Source organism: Proteiniphilum propionicum, from assembly GCF_022267555.1.
Taxonomy (GTDB): Bacteria; Bacteroidota; Bacteroidia; order Bacteroidales; family Dysgonomonadaceae; genus Proteiniphilum; species Proteiniphilum propionicum.
In genome coordinates this window covers 2,303,093-2,329,962 of the sequence record NZ_CP073586.1, presented here as the reverse complement: position 1 = coordinate 2,329,962, position 26,870 = coordinate 2,303,093, and the positions used below count along the sequence as shown (strand labels likewise).

The 26,870-nt window shown below is 43.0% G+C and carries 13 protein-coding genes and 3 pseudogenes; 2 read left to right on the top strand and 14 right to left on the bottom strand.

Annotated elements, in window-relative coordinates:
• Positions 1–189: 189 nt before the first annotated feature.
• From KDN43_RS09455 to KDN43_RS09390, 14 genes and pseudogenes are all read right to left on the bottom strand, one after another.
• A complete protein-coding gene (locus tag KDN43_RS09455) occupies positions 190–1,107 on the bottom strand; it encodes a glycoside hydrolase family 43 protein (RefSeq protein WP_407681791.1) in 918 nt (305 codons plus the stop codon).
• Positions 1,108–1,507: 400 nt separating this feature from the next.
• Complete coding sequence (locus KDN43_RS09450) at positions 1,508–3,151, bottom strand: family 43 glycosylhydrolase (RefSeq protein ID WP_238865635.1); 1,644 nt, start codon at positions 3,149–3,151, stop codon at positions 1,508–1,510.
• Positions 3,152–3,246: 95 nt separating this feature from the next.
• Complete coding sequence (locus tag KDN43_RS09445) at positions 3,247–4,242, bottom strand: DUF4973 domain-containing protein (protein ID WP_238865633.1); 996 nt, start codon at positions 4,240–4,242, stop codon at positions 3,247–3,249.
• 17 nt (positions 4,243–4,259) lie between these two features.
• Positions 4,260–6,335 carry a RagB/SusD family nutrient uptake outer membrane protein gene (locus KDN43_RS09440; RefSeq protein ID WP_238865631.1) on the bottom strand — a complete coding sequence of 692 codons (2,076 nt, stop codon included), beginning with the start codon at positions 6,333–6,335 and terminating at the stop codon, positions 4,260–4,262.
• Positions 6,336–6,348: 13 nt separating this feature from the next.
• Positions 6,349–9,447 carry a SusC/RagA family TonB-linked outer membrane protein gene (locus tag KDN43_RS09435; RefSeq protein ID WP_238865629.1) on the bottom strand — a complete coding sequence of 1,033 codons (3,099 nt, stop codon included), beginning with the start codon at positions 9,445–9,447 and terminating at the stop codon, positions 6,349–6,351.
• A 28-nt stretch (positions 9,448–9,475) separates the two neighbouring features.
• Entirely contained in the window at positions 9,476–10,852 is a 1,377-nt protein-coding gene (locus tag KDN43_RS09430; RefSeq protein WP_238865627.1) for an IPT/TIG domain-containing protein, read from the bottom strand.
• Positions 10,853–11,260: 408 nt separating this feature from the next.
• Positions 11,261–13,981 carry a glycoside hydrolase family 2 protein gene (locus tag KDN43_RS09425; RefSeq protein WP_238865624.1) on the bottom strand — a complete coding sequence of 907 codons (2,721 nt, stop codon included), beginning with the start codon at positions 13,979–13,981 and terminating at the stop codon, positions 11,261–11,263.
• A 52-nt stretch (positions 13,982–14,033) separates the two neighbouring features.
• Positions 14,034–15,173: a glycoside hydrolase family 130 protein gene (locus tag KDN43_RS09420; RefSeq protein ID WP_238865623.1), complete on the bottom strand. Its 1,140-nt coding sequence runs from the start codon at positions 15,171–15,173 to the stop codon at positions 14,034–14,036.
• A gap of 72 nt (positions 15,174–15,245) precedes the next feature.
• Positions 15,246–16,397: a glycoside hydrolase family 88/105 protein gene (locus KDN43_RS09415; protein WP_238865621.1), complete on the bottom strand. Its 1,152-nt coding sequence runs from the start codon at positions 16,395–16,397 to the stop codon at positions 15,246–15,248.
• Positions 16,398–16,446: 49 nt separating this feature from the next.
• A complete protein-coding gene (locus KDN43_RS09410; RefSeq protein WP_238869443.1) occupies positions 16,447–17,550 on the bottom strand; it encodes a glycoside hydrolase family 88/105 protein in 1,104 nt (367 codons plus the stop codon).
• 16 nt (positions 17,551–17,566) lie between these two features.
• Positions 17,567–18,229, bottom strand: a pseudogene (locus KDN43_RS09405) (3-keto-disaccharide hydrolase); the annotation flags it as partial.
• A gap of 93 nt (positions 18,230–18,322) precedes the next feature.
• A complete protein-coding gene (locus KDN43_RS09400) occupies positions 18,323–19,744 on the bottom strand; it encodes a Gfo/Idh/MocA family oxidoreductase (protein WP_238865619.1) in 1,422 nt (473 codons plus the stop codon).
• 180 nt (positions 19,745–19,924) lie between these two features.
• A pseudogene (locus KDN43_RS09395) lies at positions 19,925–22,438 on the bottom strand (glutaminase domain-containing protein).
• 152 nt (positions 22,439–22,590) lie between these two features.
• A pseudogene (locus KDN43_RS09390) lies at positions 22,591–23,772 on the bottom strand (IS256 family transposase); the annotation flags it as partial.
• A 572-nt stretch (positions 23,773–24,344) separates the two neighbouring features.
• On the opposite strand from KDN43_RS09390, the gene KDN43_RS09385 reads away from it, so the two are divergent.
• Positions 24,345–25,496 carry a tyrosine-type recombinase/integrase gene (locus tag KDN43_RS09385; protein ID WP_238865617.1) on the top strand — a complete coding sequence of 384 codons (1,152 nt, stop codon included), beginning with the start codon at positions 24,345–24,347 and terminating at the stop codon, positions 25,494–25,496.
• Positions 25,497–25,574: 78 nt separating this feature from the next.
• Positions 25,575–26,825: a site-specific integrase gene (locus KDN43_RS09380; RefSeq protein WP_238865615.1), complete on the top strand. Its 1,251-nt coding sequence runs from the start codon at positions 25,575–25,577 to the stop codon at positions 26,823–26,825.
• Positions 26,826–26,870 lie beyond the last annotated feature (45 nt).

The following is a 26,870-nucleotide window of genomic DNA, read 5'->3' as shown; positions in this document are numbered from 1 at the left end:
AAATTATTCCGTTTAATGAGTACGGCAAATGTACGGAAATTCCCCATTTTCATTCCTTTGGATGTTTTAAATTCTCAACATGGATGTTTCATATGATTAAAATTATTGATCTTCAAAGGTATCATATGGAACTCGCTTTAATCATGTACTTGTGTGATTATGATTATCATGCTCGTTTCATTTCCTCTTTTATTTTATAACCTTCGGTCTGATTGGTTTTCCGGTTATGGTAATTTCCCCATCTTCCGAAAAGTTCAAATCGTTGATATACGAGGTACGGGGTCCCACGCTGCTCATGCTCGAATGGGCATGATAGATATACTTATAACTCCCATCTGCTGTCACGAAAGGTGCACCATGACCAGTACCAATCAAGCCGGATGCTGCTGGTTTGTCTCTGCGCAGGATCGGATTTCCGCTGTACTTAATCCAAGGCCCCATAGGAGAGTTCGACGTGGCATAGCCCACCGCATAATCTTTACTTTCAAAATGATTGGCTGAATAAATCAGGTAGTACGTATTCCCCCTCTTCAATATTGAGGGGCCTTCAGCAACTTTACCCTGGATTCTCTCCCAGGGTTCTGAAGCTGTGATGCATCTTGTGAGTGTTTCAGATTTTATACTCTTCAGGTCATCATTCATTTCAGCCACCCATATCACGTTCCCATCAGTAAAACGCACATAATAAAGATAAGGTGTACCATCATCGTCAATAAACAACGAAGTGTCGATCCCTTTCTCATTGGGTACAATCGGCCTTCTTTCATCCTGCACAAACGGTCCTTCCGGCCTGGTGGCTGAAGCAACACAGATGTGTTCATCTACAGAATAAAACATGAAAAATCTGTTCTTGGACGCTATGTAATAGACTTCAGGCGCCCAGAACCATCTTGTTCCCCAGGAGTTCTCCGGGGGCAGTGCAAGGCTTTCGTTCCGCCTCCAATGCTCGAGATCCTCCGAGATATATACTTCGAAACCATTGATACGGGTACCGTAAGCATAGTATTTACCGTTGTGATATAACACATGAGGGTCTGCAATCGGCAGTGTGTTGTGAATGATCTCAAATGAAGGTGGCGCATCTTCTTTAGCAGGGGTAGCAGTAATTGTAACTTTCTCGGAACGTCTTCCATAATGATTGATAGCTACCACTCCAATTTGATATGTTCCATATTTCGATAATTTTATCAGGTAGCTGCTTTTTTTTTCGCTATACACCCTTACATTGATAATCGTGTTACTAGCCTCATCATCATCTTCCCGTAAATAAGAGATTTCAACTGATGCGGTATTGGGAGGGTTACTCCAGGCAAGTTCCAATTCATTCGCCTTAGCAGTTTTTTTGGCAACAAGTCCGATTACAGGATCTACCAATTCCTCTTCATTCTTATCTGGTATTTCCTCTCCCTGGATGTCACCACTGCTCCCGCAGGACGAAACGGGGAAAAAAAGTAACCAAAAGCCTAATAGGAAACCACATTGGATTGCATTCATCATTGATTATATATCAATTAAAAAATGGAACTTCTTTCATTGCAAAAGATGGGGTACCATTACCCACTACAGGCCATCCCTCTGCATCCCATTCCACTTTATCGATCATTAAACTACGGGAGTCACTTCCATTATGGACATAAGCGTGATAAAGCATCCAATCTACTCCCTTGTCATCGGTAATAATTCTCGAATTGTGACCCGGACCTGCAAACATCTCATCGCCCCTGATCACTACTGGCTGGTAACCGGGTGGATTCCAGGCATCATAATTCTTCATATCCACACCGCTCCTGCTCAGATAAGGGCCTCCAAGCTGAGTGGATCTTCCGACCACCACTTTGTAGGAACTGTTCATCCCCTCGCAACATGCACCGGTAGATGCAAACAGGTAGTAGTAACTCCCCCTCTTGTGAATATACGTAGCTTCAAAAGAGTTACCGGCAATCTGTTTCTTTTTCGTCGTATCCTTCACGGCATACCCGTCTGCCGTCAGCTCTGTCATAAAAATACCATGGAAGCTCCCCCAAAAAAGATAGCGTTGTCCGTTCTCCTCAAAAAAACAAGGATCAATTGAATTATGGACACCCATCTCTGAACTGACAAATAATTTACCATCAGAATTGCCCGGAGGAGGCAAAAAAGGCCCCTGTGCCAGATCAGATATCCCCACACCTATCCCGCATGTGGCCCCCCCGCCCCATTTGGATATGGAATAATACATCACATACTTGCCATCAAAATAGTTGATATCGGGTGCCCACATCCCCGTCTCACTTACATTATCTTCCGTGAAATCCGGTCTCTCACTAAACACCTCACTCGAACTACCCGCTATCCGGCTCCAATTAACCATATCAGTCGATTTATAACCTCTCACACGGCCTGAAGTCACATAAAGATAAAAAGTATTCCCCACACGAATCACTGTCGGATCCGCATAACTACCCGCCACAATAGGGTTTGTAAGATAATACTCATGACCCTGTTTCAATCTCACCGTAAATTCTTTCGAAGTGCCATCCTCCCCTTCAATGACATACACAACCGGCTTGGAAAAATCATGTTTGCCAACTCCGCTTGTCTGTGCCACCCCGTTTACTTTGACAACCGCATTTTTTTCAATTGTTGTGAATTCCGGTTGTAACGATGAGATATCTATATTCAGGGGGATTTCATTTTCATTTGAAATCTCCCCGGTTTCCAGGTGAATGGAGGGTTGATATTTTTCCATCTGCTTACCGGGAAAAGTGAATGTCCGGAAGTTATTCGATAATCCTTCCTTGGTGATGGTAACCTTGTATGACTGTTGTTTTTTGTCCGCAACGAAAAGATCATACACGATCTCTTCAGAAAAATTGTTTTCTCCTCTCCCACTCTGCTGCTCCTTACCGTTAACCTTAAGTATTGCATTCTGATTATTTAACCGGAATTCTGCAATCAACCGGGAAAGATTGACATAGGGGGGAATCTCCTGCTTATTGGTAATGATATGATTTACATTGTCCACGTGAAGCACATGATTGACTGCTCTTTGATCCCACACAGAGAAATAGGTAATTTCTGCCGGGATAACTTTGTTGTCGGGATCCCCACATGAGCACAAATATAAGCCAACAATAAGCGACAACCAATAACCAATATTCATCTGACTCATAATCATTATTTTATCTTCTAAATTATTGACTTGTAGCGGAGGATACAGGGTTACCTGTATTTGCGGCAACCCTGTACACCCTCACAAACATTCCATTACCACTGAATTTGCTGATCTTCGTCAGGAATCAGAGTATTGAGGTCACGCTGCATAGACAAAGATCCCGATACCGAGTACTTGATCACATTGCCCGGAATAGTTGTATAATCATCAAATTCGTATGCCAGATTCAAGGTGATATACACATGCTTCAGGTATGGCTTTGTTGCATCCATTGCTTCCTCTACCGAATAACTCGGTTGCCCGATTACTTTCAGTTTGATATCCGGATTATCCGTATAAATATTCAACTTTTTGGTAAGGAGATCTACCTTCTCATCGGTAAACTCAACAAAAATCTTGTACAGTTTACGGTCAGGAGAATCAATATTTCTAGCTCCCGCATAGAGAAAAATGGTTTTATCATCCACTACAAAAGTTCTGTAACTACTTAACGTCATCGGATTCTGGGTGTCTCCCTCCAACACAATTTTATACAATGTCCCAGCATATGTACCGGAATAATCATTAAACGGATTGATCCGCAGCAGCGCCTTCCGATAGTGTTTCCGGGGATTCGGCTGGTAATTGTTCGCCGGATCTTCGAGAATGGTCAGAGGTAACACCCATTTGTCAGACTGATCCAGATCGCCCAACGTAAATTCTATGGGAAGTGTGACGGTAGATTCACCGGCAGGGACCTCGACTGTTTCCGGAAAACTGTAATATTTTTTATCCAACACTCTAAAATAGAGTTCTTCACGGTGACCATAACGTTCTTCGTTTAAAACAGCCATTGTATCGAGATCCAATCCTATACGCACTGTACGCTTTTGTATATTCGGAGTTGAACCGCTGATAATTACAGGAAGTTGATAGGTCACTTTCCCTTCGGGGTGGTAGCGCAGGTATGCAAAAGTCACTCCATTTCCGTCGGGTTCGGCTTTAAAGGAAGCCTGTTGCACATATTGTTCATCTTCCCATTCGTTGTTGCATGACACACAACATATTGCTGTTGTGATCACTAAAAAAAGATAATATATATTTTTCATTTTTGTAGTATGTAAAATTATTCAGGATTTGTCCAACCCGGATTCTGGGTCAATTCTTTATTCCTTTTCAATTCCGTATGATGAATGGGCCAGAACCAGGACTTTAAAGCAAATATAGGTGCCAGTGAGGGCACTTCCACTGGCGTATGGAAAAGATCCGCCATTGCTTTGCCGGCATATATGTTGCAACCGTAGGTAGAGGCAGCCTCTTCTACCGGGGCGTCCATCCAACGACGAAGGTCAAAATAGCGATGCCCTTCGGCAAACAGTTCAATCTGACGCTCGCGCTTCAATTTCTCACGAAATCGGTCGGCATTGGCATACACATTATCCGGATAATCGGGTACCCCTGCACGAATACGTACAGGTTGGATACCAGCCTTCATTTCAGCAACATTGCGGCTGATAGAGTGCGTTTTGTTCCTGTCCCAGGAAGGAATGCTATGCTGTCCGGTGAGTTCATTCAATGCTTCCGCATAGATCAACAATATTTCCGCATAACGGATGGCCGGATCCACTTTCGGCCGGATACGGGCTCTGTTATACGAACCTCCTATCAGACTGATGTCGTCCGGATGCACGTACTTCTTTATTCCAATACCGGTAAGCAGTGAATAGTTGATCTTATATCCGTTGTCCTCACCGCGGTAATAGAATATCTGCTTGTTCTTTTGCTCCTCTGCAGATTCATCAGCATTCAGAAAATACCAGGTACTTCCGTTGTAGGCAACAGATGCATAAAAACGAGGTTCACGTTTTGCATATTGCTTGGAGACACCTGCCCCCTGGGGTCCCAATTCGGGATAATCAGCCAGTTCACTCGCAGCCACATACCCTGTTGCGCGTTCACGGCTATCATAGCGACCCTCATAACCAGGTTGGCTCGCATACATGGAGTTCATACCCGGGGTATCCGTACCATCTGCCATATAGTAAGCATCGACCTGTTTTTGTGTCATTGCATGTGAATTGTATCCCTTACCCCAAGTACGCGGCAGCTGGTGCAGGACCATTGTGGCAATATTTTCATTCGAATTGTTTTGTCCTCTGGTAAAAATCAATTCCGGATTTTCATTGGCAGGAATTTCACCGTTGAACAATGAACGGTAAGACTCAAATGGATCAATATTCTTCCAACCGTTCGGCCAATCCTTATCTGAAAAGTTTTCGTCATAGGGAGGAGTAACGGTTGCCGGGTACCCAATTGCATCCGTATCCTTGAAATAAGCGACATGCAATGTATAGAAATTCAAATCCATGACATCTTTGGCCGCAGCAGCCGCTCTGGCCCATTTCGACTCATCATAGGTCGGAGAAAGAAGCGGATTCCCCCCTCTGTCAACCATGGCGGCTGCCACCTCTGCCGGGGCTTTTCCATTGAACAATGGGCTTGCTCCGAACAACAGGACTTTGGCGCGAAGTGCAAGAGCGGCTCCCCTTGAAGGGCGGGCTAACGCTTCCACCGAACGTTGAAGCGGCAACATTTCCGCAGCGATGATTAACTCATTTTCGATATAATTCACACATTCGTCATAAGTACTACGGGGTTGAGCAACCTGGTCATACTCTTTCATGTAATCTATTCCTGCATCAGGGACAACGGGTACTGGACCATATGTGCGAAGCATAATCCAGTAGTAGTAAGCTCTCAGGAAATGTGCCTGACCTTTCATATCGGTGATTTCCACTTCGCTGAACTCCTTATTCAGGTCAATATATTCCAACAAAATGGAAGCCTGGCGAATTCCCTTATATGCATTTTCCCATATACCTTGGGCTTCACCATTCAATCCGCTTTCACTATACCGGCCCGCTTTCCAGTTCGCGTACCGATTTCCTTCGCCATCGAAATACATGTCGTCGGCAAAATTGAAAGGAACCTCCTTTTTACTGGCCACATCCTGCAGATATCCGTTACCCAGATAGGCGTATGCGCGCGCCATCCACTCGTTCGTATAATCCTGATTCTTAAAAACATCCTCAATAGACATCCGTTCATCAAACAGGTAATCAGAGTCCAGATAATCGGTACATCCACTCGTTATTACGCCTAATCCTGTTACAATCGATAAAATGATAATTATTTTTTTCATATGTGCGTGTTGTTTAAAGATTAACTGCTACACCCAGTGAGAGGGTTTTGCTAAGTGGGTAGTTCTTTCCGTGTGAACTTCCCATTTCCGGATCCCACAATTTGAAACCAGACCAGGTTAACATATTTGTAGCGATAAAGAATATGCGAACTTCATTGAAATATGCCCTGTTCACCAACGCTTTGGGAAGTGTATACCCTATATCAATGGTTTTCAGGCGAATATAGGATCCATCCCTTAACCAGAATGTGGACTGTCTGTTGTTGTTACCATTGTTTCCGTAAGTCAGACGTGGGTAATCGGCATTCGGGTCCTCGGTTGAGGGATCGCCGGAAATTTGGGACGAAATCCAGCGGTTCGAAGCGGCCATATCTTTCAATATATTTCCCCAACCATCTCCTGAACTAAACATGTAGACTGTTGACCCATCAATGAAGTAAGTTGATTTACCTACACCCTGAAAGTGCAGGCTTAAATTCAAACCTTTCCATCTGGCTGAAGTACCGAAACCATAGGTAAGATTGGGTCTTGTTGTCGCACCTATAGCCACCCGGTCATCGTCATTGATGACACCGTCACCGTTGATATCCTTATACTTGATATCACCTGGCATTACCTCTCCGTAAGTTTGCCTCGGACTGTTTCTGATTTCCTCGTAATCTTTAAATAGTCCCAAAGCAACGAGTCCTCGGGCCTGGTTTACTCTGTGGCCTTGTTGCATCTTGTACCAATAGACCGTGTTTTCTTCATCTCTTTCCACAATCTCATTCTTGCTGTAGGTAATATTTCCACGCAGTGTCAGGTTCACCTGTCCCAAGTCCTGTTTTAGCGAAAAATTTCCGTCAAATCCCTGTGCCTTTACTATACCCACGTTTGCAGAAGGATTGCTCTCCAAACCAACCATCCATGGGAGATAATTGCGTGTCATGTAAATTCCGTCACGACGTTCGCGAAAATAATCCACGGCACCCGAAAGCTTATCCCCCAACAGCGAAAAGTCAAGCCCTAGGTCCTGTTTAGTGGCTATTTCCCATGAGACATTGGGTGAAGCCAAAGAAGAGTAACGCATACCACCGTAGTATCTGTCAAAATTGAAATCGGCGAATTGGTAACCACCGGTAAGACTGCCGTCGCTGTTCATCATCGACTCAATCGTGTATAGGTAGGGGAACCGGATGTCTCCCAGATTATCATTCCCAGTCTTACCATGTGAATAACGGAGTTTCAACATATTCACCCATTTCATGTCTTTCATGAAGGGCTCCCCAGTAATATTCCACGCACCTGAAATTGCGGGAAAGAAACCAAATCTATTGTCTTTATGAAAATTCTCAGAACCAGTATATCCGAAATTGAAGTCAATAAAATAACGAAGTCCCCAATTATAGTTGAGGCGTCCTGCCAATCCCTGGTTCCGGCGGGAAATACCATTCTTCAGATCGCTTCCGATTTGCTGGGTCTGTATCTTGGAAGCCTGGTTATACTTCACTACTCCTCCTAAACGATGATCCTGAAATCTGCGGTTATAGTGGATTTCCCATTCAAAGAATTCCCGCCGGTCCCCGTTCGAGTTCGAATCCTGTGTCATTTTCACTTCCGGTGCCACTCTTTCGAAAATCAATTCGCCATCGAGGGTACGATAACGTTTGGCCAGCCACAGCTCCGGATTTTTCTTACGGGTAATCCAGTTCGAGTTGTTTGTGTCATACCCGAACCGACCGATAAAGCGAAGGCCTTTTGTAATGAAATCGAGTTTCTGGTCGAGGGTCACATTCGTTTGGATATTGTTTTGCCAGCTTTCGTTAAAGCCGGTCATGGTAGCCTGTACCCACGGATTGAAACGATCGCCTCCATCATCCCCGTAAGCCGGAACTTTTCCATCAGAATAAAGTTTGGGCACCATAATGGAGTTGTATCCCATCAGTGCGGTCCATATTGCCGTACTGCCGACACCCGGATCGTTTTGTTTCCGCAGCGAGCCGGCTATACCTACCTTTAGCAAGGTTGTTTTTGTGATATCCACATCCACATTCATGCGGTAGGTATACTTCTTGAAGTTGGCATTGGTATTGTACTCTCTTAAAGTCTTGTCGGTTTTGTACATGCCTTGTTGATCCTGGTAACTTCCGGAAATAAAATAACGGGCTGTACTTCCCCCACCGCTCATATTCAAAGTGGATCGTGAGCTCCAGGCTCCATCACGTAGCATCATATCCATCCAGTCTACATTGGGATACAGGTCCGGATCCAATCCCAAACGAAATATCTCGAGTTCCTCGGGTTGGAACAACGGTTCTTGGTTGCGTGTAATCTTTGCCTCATTGGCCATGGATGCATAGGTGTATCCATCTACAAATTCGGGAAGTTGGGTAAGCCTGTTGTAAAAACCTTCCATCTTTGCGCTGATATTGATCTTCCCATCCTTACCACGTCTGGTATTGATCAAAATTACGCCATTCGCTCCTTTACTACCATAGATAGCAGTAGCGGAAGCATCTTTCAGTACGGAAAAGGATTCAATATCCTCCACATTGACCTCATTCAGGTCTCGCTCGAAGCCGTCTACCAACACCAATGCAGCGTTACTGGCACCAAAGGTGGAAATGCTTCTGATCCAGAATTCAGAAACGCTGCCGGGTCGTCCGGATGTCTGCATCGCCATGATTCCGGGAACCACGCCAGCAAATGAATTGGCGATGGAAGTAGTAGGATTGGCCTTTAACTCTTCCACGTCGACATTGGTTATGGCTCCTGTCACGGCTACTTTTTCCTGGGGACCGGTAGCGGTGACCACCAGCTCATCAATCAACTGGGTCACCGACTCTTTCAGGGTCATGTTGATCACGCGCTGATCCTTCACCAATACCTCCTCGCTTTGAAAACCGATATATGAAAAAACCAGTGTACGGAAAGTCGTCACTTTTAGACTGTATTTCCCATCCAGATCTGTAATGGTGCCCAATCCGGGCATATCCTTCACAATAATATTCGCCCCGATCAATGGTTCCCCGTTTGTGTCGGTAACAACTCCTTTTACAGTCACCTCCTCCTGCGCCATGGCATTTGCCGAAAGCCCAAGGAGTAACAAACATGTCAGTAAAAAATTCTTCATCTTATAAAGTTTGTGTGTTTATCATTCATTATTCTTCGTAACCGATCTTGCGAATAAGAAAATTACGCGTATCTCCAACATAAAAACATTTCCTAAGTTCATCGTACACGATCGACTCCGGCCAATTGAAACGAGCCTCCAAACGAAGATCTCCGTCATTGTATCCCCAGGTGCCATTGTTTCCCCGTCCCGCAAAGGTCTCCACTCTTCCCATTGGGGTCAGTTTTCGGATAGCATGATTATCCCTGTCGCAGAAATAAAAATCATATTGGTCGCCACCTTGTGCCTCATAGTCCGGGTTCTTCACAAATGTCCCCTGCATGGGCCAGTTTAAACGGGCACTACTGCCAACCCCGTCCGCATATCCGGCATTCGCCGCCGCACCACAGACGAGATAGGGTATGGTAAATCTCTTGGTTTCCCAGTCATAATCCGTGCGCATGATATAATGCCGCTCCGATTCGACCAGGTATCCATAGTCTCCTGTGGGGTGAATGATCAAAATAAAATGTACACCTCCATAAGGGTTTTGGAATATTGTCTCTAACGTGCCGGTTTCAAAGTCATACCTTTGTGCATCACCAGCCCTGAAACGGGTAAAATACATTTCTCCGTTTACCGGGTGGATGGCGGTGGCTTTCACCCCCCTTCCACGAGACACATCGGTTCGGGAAGTAAACCCAGAAGTACGGGTAAACATAAAATTCCCTATTGAGGTATCACTTCCATGGTCACGTGTAACAATCATATCCCCATCCAATGTCCAATTCACACAAGATACATTGTCTATATTGGTGGTAAAGGTACTAACATACTCATTTTCGAAATCAATCAGACGCGTACCCCCCTGTTGGGAAGCTACATACATATGGTTGGGATTTTGGGGGTCAAATGTCAGCCATCTCATGGTCCGGAAAGAGCCACAATCTCCAAAAGGGCCATCTTTAATTATCCGGTCAGATTCTTTCTCCACATAATCTCCCAGGAAAGTCGAAACAAGCATTTTCTTCTCATACACAAAATTTGATTCGGAAGCTGCACGTGCCAGCTCTTCCCCGTTCTCATCCTCAATGATTACTTTGATGTCTCCGTCGTATGCTCTTGCCGGAACGATACAATGCAGGTTCTGGTTATTCACCCCCACAACTTTGGCATTTTGTCCGCCAATAATCACTTTAACCCTGGAAGGATCATTTCCGAAATTATCCCCATACAAAACCATTCGCGTAGCCAATCCACCTACTTTTGGGATAAAGTCTGAAACGACTACCGGCTTATCCAGATCGAAACCGCCTCCCTGCTCTTCGTTGTCATCCTTACAACTTGCGAAGCAAAGAGTAATCAGCGCAAGCATCATCCAATGGATTTGCCAACGTCCAATATTCACACTGTTTTTCATTTTCATAATACATATAATTAAAAAAAAATTATCAATAAGTTCACACTATTAATTTAATTTATAATAAAACTTCAAATCAAGTAAGGTGGCTGAAGGAAGTCAACTTCATGGTTATTTCAAATGCATTCCATTCATATTATGTTTTATCAAAACCCTGAACTCAAAATATTTTATTGAGATGATCCGAGGTATAGATTATTCATCCTAGTATTATATTGTAGAATGATGTTTCAAAGTAAAAATAAAAAGGCGTATTTTAATGAAACATTCATCTCATAAAATAACACTTATTTATCAATTTTCACTTTAAAGCAATAAATGAATGGCATCTAACGCTTTACAATAAAGTTTATTCTCTTCAATCAAAACAAAAAAATAGGATGCATTGACTGTGCACCTCTAAACGAGATGGGACTAATCCAAAGAATGAGTCTGTTTTTTGATATTCCAACCTTTTACTATCAAATACCGTTTTTCAGGTAATCTCTTTTTGTCTGTTTCTATTGTAACGGTCTTTTTTTCACCTGGAAGTAAGGAGAAAAAATTATCTGTATAAAAAGAAGGACGAATGGGTATATCCTCCTCATCAAGTAATTGAAGCTGTGTAAAAAAAGCAATAGAGCCAGAACTATTGTTAATCTCAATTTCCACAAAATAACTATTATTTTCTTCTCTTGTTGCATAATTAACATCCAGTTTGGATTGCTTCAGTTTGGAAAGGTCCTGAAAACCGGCAGTAGTAGGCCCGGACAAAGTATTTTTCCCATCGTATTTACTCTTTGAACGCCAATAGAAGTTACTTCCTACTTCATTTCCTTTATCATCCAACAATCTTAATTTAATGAAATGAACACTGGATATATCTGATGGAAAATCAATCTGGAAAACGTCCTCACATACTCCGGATTCGGGAATGTTTATGTGTGCTTCTTTAGAGAGTATTTTCTTTGAATTCAGATCATACAGATCGGCCGTTACCTTATAGTTATGATAAGCCCGGTAATAATCATTCACTACAGAAACACTGTTTTTAAGATAATCGAACTGGGGATGCAAGGGTTCGCAGGCATTCTGCGTTGCATATAAAGCAGCTGTTGGCTCCAGCGACCAATCCCACATACGGGCGCAGACCTGGCGAATAGGAGGATTGTGATACCAGAATAAGAACCCGGAAGCATAACGGTCACCATATTTCAATTTATTATAATTCCAGACTTCCCAAATGCTTTTATAATTGAACGCCCCAACAAACTGTCCTTTCTCAGCAAACTCTTCAATATTATCGGATAGACCATATTCATTCACCATATCGGTATAGAGTGATGTCATGAGGTGAAAGCCATTTCCATCGGAATAATCCCATACCTCCTTGTTGATTGGCCAAAGATCCTTTTCATCCATCATTTCACGCAAACATTCCACTGTAGGCAAAGATGGCGCCCCATACTCGGGATTAAAGCCATCTATGCGACTGCCTCTGTCAGAAGCTGTATTTTCATAATGCCGCATAATGTTCACTTGTTTGTATGGACTCCCATCATGTACTCCACAACATTCCGACTGCATCTGGTATCCCCGTGTTCCATCCAGCTTGTGAATTAGATTTTCCGTTTCGGCCATTTCTGTCGATTCGTTGGATGAAACATAATAAGCCAAAGAGGGGTGGTTACGGATACGCTTCACAGTGGAAGTGACATTGTTATAATAGATATTTTTATTTGCCGGATGTTTTGTATCTCCGGTCATCCAAAACTCTGTCCACACCATGATACCCATCTCATCGCACAACTGAAAAAAATAATCGGACTCGGTGATTCCGCCACCCCAGAATCGAATCATATTGATGCCTGCTTGTGCCGTATAGCGCAACTCGGCATAGGTACGTTCATTTGAATTCCGAAGCATATTCTCAGGAAGCCAATTGGTTCCTTTAATGAAAATGGGTTTACCATTTACATAAAAAGTACGTGACCTGTCAGGCGTATCGGTATTGGATATTATCTCCCTTATACCAAATCGGGTAAAAATGGAATCCAATGTATTTCCCGACTTATCTTTTACTCTCAAGGAAAGATCATACAGCTCCTGTTCACCTTTGTTTATCGGCCACCATAAACGGGGGTCTTCGATGATTAACTGAGGATACTCGTCAGGGGTAAAAAGCACCTCTTGTTGCTGTCCCCTGATTAATCGCACTTGCTTCTCAAAAACAATGTTCTCTCCTAAAATTTCACCTTCTATGATGAGATCATGAGTTTTCCAGTTATTGTTCGGATTGATTAGCTCTACGGAGATTGTTTGTCTTGACAGGTTATAGCCGGGCTTAGACAGGTCGGACTTCACAAATGGATGACGAAGGGTTACATCTCCCGTGGTATATATGGAGATCTCTTTCCATATCCCGGTATTACGGTCCCTGATACCATCCAGAAAAGTAAAATCCCATCCCACGGTCATCAGTTGGGTTACATTTTTCCCGATTTCACCGTTACCTCCGTTCTGAAATTCATTATTCAATGCGCCAATCGCTTTTCCACCCTTTGGTCTCACCGTACCCGGCACATCTACCGGATAAACTTTTACTGCCAGTATGTTCGTTTTGTCAAAAACGAGATAATCGGAGATATCAAGATGCTCCTGATAGAACATTCCTGCCATATTTCCCACCATACTCCCATTCAACCATATCTCTGCGCGGTAATTTATTCCATCGACCTGTAACCATGTTTTCCTGTTCTTGAAATTTTCAGATGGTGCTTCAAACTCCGTTCTGAACCAATACGTATAAAAATCACGACCAGCATGTTGGAGATCGGGGATAAGATTCGATGCTAGTTTATTATTCAAACCATAATAGGGTTCAGGGTAAACTCCGTTATACACCAATGAATTAAGTACGGTGCCCGGCACAATGGCCGACATCCAGTCATTCGTAGATATCCTGGAGGTAGATACATCTTCGGTTTTTCCCACTAATTCATCTGCTTTTTTCATCTTCCAGACAAATTGGCCTTCATGTCCATCGCGAGAGGAAAGTACGGCATTATACACCCGTTCAGTCTTAGCTTCCTGTCCGTATGATAGTCTTGTGTAGAATAGAGTTATAACTAAAAAAAGTAATACTTTTATTTTCATTGTTCTTGCTATCTGATTATAGGGGTAATCCAAGGTTTTTCCGCAATGTATATTATAGAGATTGTGGGAGGATATCACCAGGTGTATCTTTCTCGGGATCGTAAATAGCCACGCTTACCTGAGAATCGGCACATCCATAATATAAATACCATTTTCTCTTGAAATAAACCAATCCTTCAATAAAAACGGTTCCATCCACATATTGCCCGCTTTTCTCAAAGTCTTCCAAGGGGCGGAAGAAAGGGACATCTAACCTTTCAATCACTTTCAAGGGATCGTCTAAATCCATTAAAACCTGTCCGGCACTGTATGTCCCGGCAGTGAATCGACGATCACGGCGATCATCATGATTTTGATTTTTTCCATTGTATAGCAATAAAATACCTTTATTGGTCTTGATAGCCGGAGGGCCACATTCAGTTAAGGCACTATCGAAATATCCTCTACGGGGCGCAATCACTGTTCTTAATTCTCCATTCTCATCCAAAATTGGTTTCCAGTCGGTAAGATTTTCAGAAGTAGCCGCCCAGATCCTATGTTCGCCCCAATACATGAAATAGACATTTCCTATTTTGGAGATAACCTGTTTGTTGTTTTTTATCTCCGTTACAATGGATCCGGCCTTACAATGGATGTTCAGAAAACGGCCCTCATAGGCATCTTCAAATGCTGGACCATGCTTCTTCCATGTAATCAAATCCCTGGAAGTAGCGACACATAATCGGGCCTTCTCTCTATTCCATGAAGTGTAAGTCATGACGTAGAGCCCATCTTCTGTTACTGCCACACGCGGATCTTCACATCCCCCGGGCCATTCGTATTTTTTCATATAATCCTCATCGGGATACATCACGGGTACTTGTCTCCGACACATGGTGATACCATCAGGGCTCTCTGCCAATCCAAGACGAGATGTACGTTTGCCTATCCCTGTACCTGAATTATCCTCTGCCCGGTAAATAACGTAGATATTATCTCCTTTTACAACCGCTGCAGGGTTAAAGGTGTCGCTCTCTTCCCAATTAACTACTTGCTTTTGCATTGGACAATAGAACTTGGTACTCGTGATCGGTCGGATTACCGGATTCGCCCCGGCAGGTCGTACAAACCCACCCAAGGCCCACTCCGGTAAAATATTTTGCATTCCATCTCCACCGTTACCTTCTTTCACTTGAAGGTCATTGGCGGACATGCTTATAAAACAAAACAGGCTATATAAAAGGATCAAAAAAAACTTCATATTGATATTCTAAACAATTATTTGTCATTTATGAAGAAGCGCGTCTGCGCACCACAAAAGAGGAGCTTGTCCATGTAAGTCACCGGTATTCTGCCGACGATTGATATAATACTGGTAATCATTGTATGCATTGGTTCCTTCACAGACATTCCTTAAATTGTCATCATCGTTCAGATAAGTCAAAAGGGCAAGCCATGCCTTACGGGCAGCGGTACCATAAGTGACTTCATCCAACCAACCGTTCTTTACGCCCACGATCATAGCATATGTAAACATCGCAGAAGCAGATGTCTCTTTCCAAGAGGTTTTATCATCTACGAGCTGTCTCCACATACCATCTTCAGCCTGGTAATTCAACAAGGTTTTCATCATCAGTTTATAAGCCTTTTCAATTCTCTCCCTGCCTGGATTGTCTTGAGGTAACACTTTCAATAAATCTGCCATGCCGACAGCCATCCAACCATTTCCTCTTCCCCAAAAAAAAGGCACATCAGGTGTATGGTAGAATAGTCCGTTGGGACGCTGTATCTCGTCGAGATACAGTATCATTTCCCTGGCAGTTCGCTCGATATATTTTCGTTCATTCGTCACCACATAAGCTTGGGATTGTATCGTTGTAATCATATACATATCGTCAATCCATATACGTGTCTGCCAGGAATAACCTTGGTCATGCCATTTTATCTCCGACATTCGGGGATCATTCGGTAACTCCCATTGCAAATCACTATATTTCAATCCCATTTTAAGATATTTATCTTCCTTCATTGTTTTATAAATTTCCAGAGGAACGGATCCGAAGACGTTGTTGTCCACATGATTTGCAGGAGGGACAAGATTATCCGAACCCGTATTGAAGAAGATATTATTATATCTCTCTAATAATCGATTGAATAAATTATCATCTCCGATAGTTTTTGTAAACCGGAACGCTCCCAACCATGTACAGACATATGGATAATTTACGCGGGGAGCCTGCGTATCGATAGTTCTGATATATCGCTCAGTAAGTTTTATTCCGATCTCTTTTGGATCGGCTCCTTTTGGAAATTCTGTAAGGTCGTGACTCTCTATTTTCACTGCAAGAGTTTCAATATTTGAACCGATACTGGCATACAGATTTGAAACTAAAAATAAATAGAGAAGTGTACACCCGCTCAAGATTTTTTTGCTCATTCGATTACAATTTTTTTAATTTAAATGGTCTTTATAAAAAACAATTAATTCATTTTCTTAATAAGGCTGCAGCACACCATAGATACGGTGCTTGTCCGTGAAAATCACCGGCTAGACGTGGACGATCATAATAATATTGTTTATCATTCTTTTTACCAGTACCTACACAAACTTCTGTCACATTATTTCGCTCATCAATGAAGGGAACCATTGCCAACCATGCCTTACGTGCGGCAGAACCATATTCTGAAGCATTTAACCATCCCTGTTGAACACCAATGATAAAGGCGTAGGTGAACATGGCTGTACCGGAAGTTTCCGGCCAGAAATCCGGTTCATCAATCAGTTGATTCCACATGCCGTCTGGTCTTTGATGATTCTTCAAACTCTTCATCATAACCTGATAACCTTCCATAATACGCACATAGTTCTTGTGATTTTTGGGAAGTTCACGTAGTAAATCGGCCATACCAACCGCCATCCATCCGTCTCCTCGAGCCCAGTAATAAGGGACATCGGGTGCGTGATAGAAAAGGCCGCTGGGACGCTGTAACTCATCGAGGTAAAGAACCATTTCCTTTGCAGCCCGGTCAATATACTTTGGGTCACCTGTAACTTTATATGCTTCATTTTGTATAACGGTAATCATATACATATCATCAATCCACATACGAGTCTGCCAGGAATATCCTTTTTCGGCCCAGTCCTTTTCTTCCGGTTTTGCATTCACCGGCACTTCCCATTGACTATCGGCATAAGCCAGTCCTATCTCCAGATACCTTTTGTCATTGGTAATTTGATAGAGTTTGAGTGCAAGACTACCAAACATATTGTAGTCTACGTGATTCATAGGAGGTAACAATACTTTTTCGCGTGTGAAAAAAGGTTCGAATCTATTTTGTAATTGTTTAATAAGTTCTCTGTCGTTTGTTTTCAGTGCATAATCAAGAGCTCCGTTCCAGGTACATACTTCGGCATAGTGGATATATCTACCTGCATACAGATCATGCCGGGCATTTACAAAATTATATGCCAAACGATTACCGACTTGTTTTGGACTACAGCCCTTCGGAAATTTCTTCAACTCATTTGTTTGAGCCGATAATAAATAGAAAGGGAGAAAACACAATAAGAAAATTATTTTTTTACACATCATATATTATTTTAATTCATTCAAGTTCTTTTATTTTGATGTTCCGGAACCACACTTCATCTCCATGATCCTGCAGGAGTATCAATCCTTCCTCGGCATTGCCAAAATTCGGCCAGTTTTTGTATTTGCTGTAATTTACCAATGCTTGCCACATTTGGCTATTGCGTTGGTATTCGATAATCTTAATGCCGTTAAGCCAGTGTTGTACATGATTTCCATTTACAATCACCACGGCCGTATTGAAATCTCCACTACGATACGGTTTTTCTTCCGGAGCCGGTATAAGGTCGTAGAGCGATCCCAGCGTTCTGTTCCCTTTAACCCCCAGTTTTGCATCCGGGTGCTTCATGTCATCAAGTATTTGGAATTCACATCCAATGGCCGATCCCTGTCCCTTGTTCAGATTTGTATCCACAAAATACTTGATACCGCTGTTGGCACCCTCGGTAATTTTGAAGTCTACTTTCAAAATAAAATTCTTGTAAGCCCGGGTTGTGACAATGTCGCCACCATTGGAAGATTCGGCTCCTCCGCTCTTATGTACTTTCAAAATTCCATTCTGAATAGACCATCCCTTTGTCGGGAAATGATCCAGTTTGGCGCCTCTCCACCCTTCGGTGGTTTTACCATCCCAGAGCAGCTGCCACCCTCCATTTTTCTCACTTTCGGATAGGGTGTTGGGCTTTTCCTGTGCCCATAATGACAATGTTGCTATTGCTATTAAAAGTGTTATTATTGTTTTTCGTATCATAATTATTTGTATTGATGTGATTTAAATCTTATAAAAATCTTCCCAGCCTTTTCTGGGCGGTTCACCCGTGAGGAAGGCATCCGCAAAGGCGTCGTTGGTCACTCGTTTGGTCTCCCTGTCGAACACAATCTTACGGTTCAGCCGCTGTGCCGCCACACCCAGGCAGAACACCTGACTCAACGGTGCCGATATTTCAAACGGGGAGCGAGTTTTTTCTTTGCCCCGGCAAGCCAGCAGGAAGTTGGCGAAGTGGTTGGAAGGACTCTCCGGCACTTCCGGAAGCTTCTTCTCCATCTCTTTCGCCTTCTCACCGGGGATAATACTCAGCGTGCTGCCGTGCGAGCCTCCTTTGAAGGTGAGTTCCTTGCTGTAGATCTCCTTCCCGGGATTCAGCTTCGCAGGCTGGATCTTTCCACCCGCCACAGTCGGGATATTGGGATCGATCTCCGACACGCCGTACCCATCCGGTACGGCAGGAATATTATCCACCCCGTCGTACCAGGTGATCACCACCGGCGGCATATTGCCCCGCTGCGGAAATTTGAATTCAATGGTGCTCGACATCGGGAAGAAGTAGTCGTTATGTCCGCTCAGGCGCAGGGGGGTTACCTCCTCCGGCAAACCGAGTTCCAGGAACTCGTGGGCCGTATCAATGATATGTGCGCCCCAGTCGCCCAGCGCCCCCATGCCGAAATCATACCAGCAGCGCCACTGCCCGTAGTGGAAATCCTTGTTGAAATCATGATGGTCGCGCGCCATCAGCCAGGTATCCCAGTCCAGTGTTGCGGGAACCGGTTCCGCCGCGGGAAACTTCCTGATGTCCGGATCCCAGCCGTGCCACCGGCGCGGGTTGTTCATGTGGGCCATGATCGCCGTCACATCCTTGATGATGCCGGCTTCCTTCCAGGCCTTGAACTGGAAGTAGTTGGCCTCGGAATGCCCCTGGTTTCCCATCTGGGTAACCACTTCGGGATACTTCCGGGCTGCCTTCATGATCAGTTCCGACTCCAGGAAGGTACGGCTCAGCGGCTTCTCCACATATACATGCTTGCCTTCGGACATCGCCATCATCACGGCAGGAAAATGCGCAAAGTCGGGCGTGGCAATGGCCACCGCCTCAATCTCGTGGCCCATCTTGTCGAACATCTCCCGGAAGTCCCGAAAGCGTTTCGCGTTGGGGTATTTGGCAAGTGCTTTCTTTGTGTGTTCTGCACTCAGATCAACATCGCACAGGGCAACCACGTTGGCCAGTCCTGTCTTGTCGAAATCGTTGATGATCTCCCATCCCCTGTTTCCAATTCCAATATGGGCCAGGTTCACTTTCTTATTGGCACCCACCACCCTGTTGTAGCTTGCGGCATTCATTTTGGTCGATATGCCTCCCATGGCCAATCCAGCAGATGCCAATGCTGCGTTCCGGAGAAATTCTCTTCTTGTTGTCATGATTTGATTTTCTAATTTCTGTTGTGTTTCATATTTTGTATCTTCCGACAAAAGAACATTCTTCTTTTAGTTTATCATAACATAATCGTCTCAATAAATATAAAAAGTCATTATGGAGTATCTGTTGACATGTATAAACACCTGAATTACTCTCAATTATTATTTCCTATTAAGTTTCTCCTACAGCAACTTCATCAAATATCCCCCGACCACGGAGCGGGCTTTGAAGTTCATTCTTTCTGCAGTTACTGTATCATGCCAGTCGCTTATCGGCACCCAGGAAGGGGTTTCGTTCATATATTTATAGAGGGGATCCAACAATGCTTCAAAATCGCTTTTGACACCCGTGAGGGTTGCTGTCCAGATGATCCAGTCTGATTTGGTATAGGTGGCACGATTGTCTAAAGGCAGGCCATATTAATTTTGTCTTCCAAGGTAGTAGGTCATCTCTTTACGGACAATTTCAGGGTCAAAGAGATTAAGGCCTAGTAATCTATACCATATCAGATTATATTTCTGGCTCCAGGTATCTGGCTTGTCGAAGGCAAGTTTATAATGATCGTTGTCACGCGCCATCTTCTCCCATACAACAGCCATCTCGGCGGCAATACTCAGGTATTTCTCCACCACTTCGGTTTTCCCTAACGCTGATGCCAGCTTTCCATAGGAAGCAACTCCCAATGTTGCCTTTACATAAAGGTTAGCATTGTGGGCAAAGTGTTCCACTAAATCATCAGTACAAAGCTGATTATCGGGATCCAATCCCTCTTTAACCAGGTAATCGGCCCAGGTGGTCAATACTTTCCAGTGTTGTGCTGCATAGTCGGTATTCCCTTCCATTTCGGCAATGGCAGCCGTCAAAATCAACATATTTCCCGATTCCTCTATGGGCATATCTCCGCCGTAAGTCTGTTCGTTGGCAATTGGATATGTACCAACATCGTGTGCCGCAAAAGGTTTGGTCCACCTACCGCTTTCGCTATAATGGAAAATATGGTTGATCAGTCCTTTTGCCAACTCAGGATTATAGATTAAAAATAAAGGAGAGGAAGGGTAAGATATATCCACAGTGCCGATGGAACCGTTGCTGTTGTTCTCTTTCGACAAAAATAGGAGCGTTCCATTCTCATCTCTCACCAGCTTATGGGCTGCAATTGTCTGGCGATAAGCCAAATAGGTCAGTTCTGCATACTTTTTACCTCCTGCTTTTTCGGCGTCGGCCATCAGAGTCCGGTTAAAATCATCACAACGCTTCATGATTGACGCATAGTCGGCCTCTGCACTTTTAAACGTCTGGTAAATATCTACGGTACCATCGATAGTCCAGTAACCTTTCAGGTTTTTATCAAAATACTGTATGGAGTAAATATCATCATAACCAAGCATTATGTAGCCGCCTCTCTTCTCCGGTGTCACTTTACCCAAATCACGACTGTAAGCGAGTACTGTCTTCTCTTTTGGCATGTTTCCAAAAAGTTCTTCCGGAATCATGCCGGGGATAGTGCCTGTTGTGTAAAAAGTCTTTCTGGTATCCCAATTGTTCCCAAAATTCAGGGTTGCACCATCATTAATTGGACTGGTCAGATAAAAATAGCCCCAGTCGATCAGCACATAGTCTCCTTTCCTCTGAAGGAGGGGTTGAGCAACGGTTCCTATTTTGAGAAAGCATCTTCCATCCCTTTCAATTTTCTCGAAAGAAACCGGTTGGCTATCATCATGTACCGTCCATTGAGAGGTTGTTTCAAAATAAATCTGTGACTCGTGTGACATTTCGTCTTTCGATCTCACCAGATAAGTGATATAGCTAACCGGTCGCGAGATAAGTGTCAGATCGTCCAGCAGCAAAGGGATGGTAAAAATAACATCCTTCTCTGCGGGTCCGTAGTCGAACGTATAAACAGTCTGGGTCGGCAATATGTATACCAACTTCTGTTCTGCCGTACGATAGAATGACACCTTGTCTTCTTCCCTTTCATACAGGCCGTAGTCCACATATCCACCGCCAGTTCTGTTATGACAATGTGCAGCAATGATATTTTCTCCTTTTCTGAGGGTAGCTTTCACTTCTTCCGGTAACTCTGTAAATACATTATATTTCCAGGAATAACCTGTTTCTACAAGCTGGATCCCGTTGATATACAGCTCAAAGACATCGTCATGTGAATACTGAAGGTAAATAACTTTACCGTTCAGATCCTCACCCAGAGTAAACGTACGTCTCACCCAGATATCTTTTGTTTGCCAAAGAGTGGAGAGGTGAGGTTCATTTGGTATATCAAAAGCCGATTTTCCTGTATGCCAGGATGTGTCATCGAATGAAATGCTTTTCCAGGAATTGCCCAACGGTTGATGAAAAGTATATTTGACTTCCCATTTTTCTTCCTGAACTGAAGGAAGAATAGGTTTCAACGGAAGCACCTCTTTTCCCATGAACCGGTATATATCACCATACACCCTTAAGGCTCCCAACAACGAGAACTCCTTATCAGTACAGTGTCGGAGCTGATCATCATACAACCTATCCGTGTTAGACCAGGCATTAAAATAGGGATCTACTGTTACCAGGGGGTAGGCAGGTGCACGAAGCTCATTGATGAGGGGTGTAGGAATTATGTTTTTTTTTGAGGCACCTTGCAAACATGCATATAAACAGAATAAAAACAAAAGATATATCAGCAAAATATTTTTGTACATACGATTGAATGATTCGAAATAGATGATTAGGATTCAAAATAACTGCCTTTCATCCGAATTGGTTAAAATTTCCGTATCAATTTATACCAAAAATGTATCAGAAAAAGATACTATCCCGATAAGTGTGTAAGTAGTAATATAAGGGTTTTGCCTTAGAGTTTAACGCTATCTGCAAAGATAAATAAAAATTGGTTTAAAATTATCCCCCAGTTCCTCACCGGCATTGTCCATCTCTTAGTCGCTTCTCTAACGGCCAGGTATACAGACTTCATGACCACCTCACCGGTAGGGAATGAAAGTTTATTTTTCGTGTACTTTCTAATCTTCCCATTCAGTTTCTCGATCAGGTTGGTAGTATAAATAATGCGCCTGATTTCCACCGGGAAATCAAAAAACACGGTCAGTTCCTCCCTGTTGTCCCTCCAGGATTTGACGGCAAACGCGTATTTGCTTTCCCATTTACTGGCAAAATCGCTCAACGCCGCTTCCGCTGCCTCCCTGGTGGGAGCATCGTATATCTGTTTAATGTCAGCGGTGAACTCCTTCTTATCTTTACAGACCACCTACCTGCACACGTTCAGTATCTGGTGAACTACGCATATTTGTGTCCTGGAGTATGGAAACACGTTTTGTATGGTGTCGGTGAAACCGTTCAGGTTGTCGGTGGCCGTGATCAGGATATCCTTGACGCCACGGACTTTCATATCCGTTAGAACGCTCATCCAAAAAGAGGCACTTTCATTCTTACCGAGCCAGAGGCCCGATACTTCTTTATTGCCATCCCGACGGGTCCCCACGGCAATGTAAACGGTCTTGTTGACCACCTTGGAATTCTCGCGTACCTTAAAAACGATTCCGTCCATCCATACGATCATATAGACTTCTTCCAGGGGACGGTTTAGCAAGGCTATGATATCTTCCGTCATGCGGTCAGTTATCCTGGATATAGCGCTCGTGGAAAGCCTGAAGTCGTATATTTCGTGGAGTTGCTTCTCGATGTTGGCATTACTCATTCCCTTGGCGTACAAGGAGACCACCAGGGACCCGATCCCCTCCGACAGGCTCTTTCGCTTTGGCACAATAGCGGGCTCGAAGCTGCTGTCCCGATCCCGGGGAACGTTAATGCGGGCTTCACCGAAATCGGTCTTTATCGTTTTGCTCCCGTATCCGTTACGGACGTTAGAATGGCCACTTTTGGCGTGTTTATCGTAACCTGGGTGATGATCAAGCTCACCCTCGAGCATTTGCTCGATACCTCGTTTGTGTAACCCGGAAAGGAAACTCTCGAGCTCCCTCCCGCTCTTGAATTGTTTAAAAAAATCATCGTTAAAATAATTCTTCTTTTCTCATAACTGTTGAAGTGGTAAGTAAATAAAAATTTCTGGAGGGTTAAACTCCGAAGTTCAACCCTCCAGATTACCTATTTACACAGTTCATGGAATACTCACTTTTCTGTCCTCTCACAGCAATATGTAATCCAAAATTTGGTATTACGGTGGTTATATCAACTCGGAAATAACTCCAAAAACTGATACTATATTACAGATTAATAGAATGCTAGCTCAATAAGAATTGTGATTATATTTGAGATCCTAATCAATATAATTTTTAGATCATGAGTATTTTCACGATTCACAAAAAAGGTGATGCGCTCTTGGCATATCTGACGGAAAATGACTATAGTCACAGTTACATATCGTGGAATAATATTGCCTTTTTCTCACCACTGACAGAGCTCCAAGTCGACTTAAAGGCGGATCTATTTATGACGTGATGGACAAAGTATTCAAACTGGCAGGGGTCCGCACCGAAGGGGGTAGAAAAGGGACACATATATTCCGTCATCATTTGACAAGTCATCTCATCAAAGGAAAAACATATAACTTACCGGTCACGGATTTATAAAGTGCTTCCCTTTCTCAGGTACGTTAATAGTATTCTTAATCCGGCTTCATTAGATATCCCTCCGAAGCCTCCATATGTAGGAAACATTTTTGTACCTCATTATTTTACAAGACAAGAACTTTCATGTTTCTTTGAAAACTGCGATGGACTTACTGCTAACAACTCTCTATCCCAACGTCTAAGGAAGAAAGTTGTGCCGGTTATCTTTCGTTTACTTTATTCAACAGGCCTTCGCGTATTAGAGGCTCGGATGTTAAATCGATGCGACGTCGACTTTAAGACCGGTGTTATTACAGTCAGGCAAACGAAAGGACACGTGGAACACTTCGTTGTCCTTCATGATAGCATGAGAGAATTACTTGAATCTTATGACTTTTCCATCGAGAAGTTGCTACCCGGGCATAAGGTGCTTTTCCCGGATGAGCATGACAATTACCACAGAAACAAATGGCTTTCAGACCAGTTCCGTGCCTGTTGGTATAAACAGAATACAGCCATCGCGTATGCAAGAGAACTAAGGCATCAGTATGCGATAGAAAAAATCAAGCCGCAAAGCTGCAATGTAAGACTCTCATGTTTAAGGCCTTTCCTGAAATTTATTTCCAGGAGAAATTTGCGATATTCTTCCATTTACCTATCTTCAAGGGATGTCGCTTTTTTCAAAACCGATAAACCTCAAGTAAAAAGTTTGTCGAAAAATGCAGTGAAAACATTACTCTCGATCCCAGACATAAGAACATTTACTGGCATGCGGGATTATGTGCTCATGTCGCTGATGTACACTACGGGATGCCGGATAGACGAAGTCCTTTCAATACGACTACGGGATTTACATCTAAACGTTAAGGACAGGCCTTTTGTGTCGATACTTGGGAAAGGAAGCGTCAGGAGAAGCCAGTACATTCCTAAAAATATAGTTTCCAATTTAACTACCTATATCCACAAGTATCATCCGTCAGATGATGATGCGCGATACTTATTCTACTCCAATAATAAAGGTCCAAACTGCAAGTTGACCCAAGAGACAATCCGTAAACAATTATCAAAATATGCTGAAGCGGCTCATCAAATATGTTATGAGATGCCTTTGGATTTTCATTCGCATCAATTCCGTCAATATGTAGAGCGCTACAATATGGGGAGTGAAGAATAAAAAGGACTGACATTCTGTGATTTATTAATAAAACACTCCCCATATTTATACTGATTATTTATTAAATAAATTTTTAGTATGAAACAAAATTTGAATATCCATGAGCTCATGGATTGTGTATTATCAGATCTAAAGCAGCAAAAATATGCTGCTTATACTATCGGTAGCTACCGCCATTGCTACAATAATCTGAAAAAATTCATTGAAGGGAAAAATGTGGAATCTTATTCCAATGCACTTGCGATTGATTTTATGCGATTTAAATTCGACATTATCATAAATGATTTGTATGATAAATGTCCTTTAAACACGCGTCCTTTCGTAACTTCCATGAGGGCTTTGAAGGTCCTTTCAGATTATACAGAACATGGTTTGCATAAAAAGAAGCGAATGTATGGAAGAAAACCGATTGAATGCCCCGATGTATTCAGAGCAGATTATGAATTATTTAAGAAAGCATGTAGTGCCAGGAATTACTCCCCTATGGGTGAAGCATCAATATTTTGGTCGCTGCATAAGTTCCTTGTCTTCATGGAAAAAGAGGGGCTTACCTCTTCTTCCGCAATAGAAAGTATACATATCCTAAAATTTTTGTCATCTCAAAAAGATTTTAGTTCAAGGTATATTGCTTCTACAGTATTCAGATTACGAAATTATCTCCAGTTTCTTTATCAAGAGGGAATTATTGAACATGATTTATGCACTCACCTTCCTCACATGAAGATTACACGCAACCCATTTATCCCTTCAGTCTGGAAACAAACTGATGTGAAGAAATTACTCGAATCAATTGATCGCCAGAATCCGAAGGGGAAAAGAGATTATGCAATTCTTTTACTGGTAGCAAGACTTGGTTTACGTGTTGGTGATATACGTGCATTGAAACTACCGGACTTAAACTGGAACCGTAAACTAATTGCCATTACCATGCAAAAGACAAAGCAACGACTCGAATTGCCGTTACTTGAAGATGTCGGATGGGCAATTATCGATTATTTGAAAAATGGACGGCCTCAAACTGATTCTGATATTATATTTATTCGTCATAGAGCACCATATGATGGATTTGCAAATCATAACTGCTTACATAAAATGTTGACAAGGCATATGGTTAAAGCTAAGATTGAAGGAATGCAGGATCAAAAACATGGTCTTCATTCTTTGAGAAGTACATTAGCACTTGCTTTACTTGAAAAAGGCACCCCGCTCCCGGTTATCTCCGAGGCACTTGGGCATCAAAGCACCCAGACCACCAGATTTTATTTGAGAATTGATATGAATGGACTACGAAACTGCATAATTGATCCGGAGGAGGTATGTCATGAGTAATTATAAATGGAAAAGCAAATTTGCTGTACAAATCAAGGAATCCTA

What these genes read in the sequence shown, in the direction of transcription:
- KDN43_RS09450 (WP_238865635.1), bottom strand. Translation starts at nt 3,151, where the DNA reads ATGAGTCAGATGAATATTGGTTATTGGTTGTCGCTTATTGTTGGCTTA.
- KDN43_RS09445 (WP_238865633.1), bottom strand. Translation starts at nt 4,242, where the DNA reads ATGAAAAATATATATTATCTTTTTTTAGTGATCACAACAGCAATATGT.
- KDN43_RS09440 (WP_238865631.1), bottom strand. Translation starts at nt 6,335, where the DNA reads ATGAAAAAAATAATTATCATTTTATCGATTGTAACAGGATTAGGCGTA.
- KDN43_RS09435 (WP_238865629.1), bottom strand. Translation starts at nt 9,447, where the DNA reads ATGAAGAATTTTTTACTGACATGTTTGTTACTCCTTGGGCTTTCGGCA.
- KDN43_RS09430 (WP_238865627.1), bottom strand. Translation starts at nt 10,852, where the DNA reads ATGAAAATGAAAAACAGTGTGAATATTGGACGTTGGCAAATCCATTGG.
- KDN43_RS09425 (WP_238865624.1), bottom strand. Translation starts at nt 13,981, where the DNA reads ATGAAAATAAAAGTATTACTTTTTTTAGTTATAACTCTATTCTACACA.
- KDN43_RS09420 (WP_238865623.1), bottom strand. Translation starts at nt 15,173, where the DNA reads ATGTCCGCCAATGACCTTCAAGTGAAAGAAGGTAACGGTGGAGATGGA.
- KDN43_RS09415 (WP_238865621.1), bottom strand. Translation starts at nt 16,397, where the DNA reads ATGAGCAAAAAAATCTTGAGCGGGTGTACACTTCTCTATTTATTTTTA.
- KDN43_RS09410 (WP_238869443.1), bottom strand. Translation starts at nt 17,550, where the DNA reads ATGTGTAAAAAAATAATTTTCTTATTGTGTTTTCTCCCTTTCTATTTA.
- KDN43_RS09400 (WP_238865619.1), bottom strand. Translation starts at nt 19,744, where the DNA reads ATGACAACAAGAAGAGAATTTCTCCGGAACGCAGCATTGGCATCTGCT.
- KDN43_RS09380 (WP_238865615.1), top strand. Translation starts at nt 25,575, where the DNA reads ATGAAACAAAATTTGAATATCCATGAGCTCATGGATTGTGTATTATCA.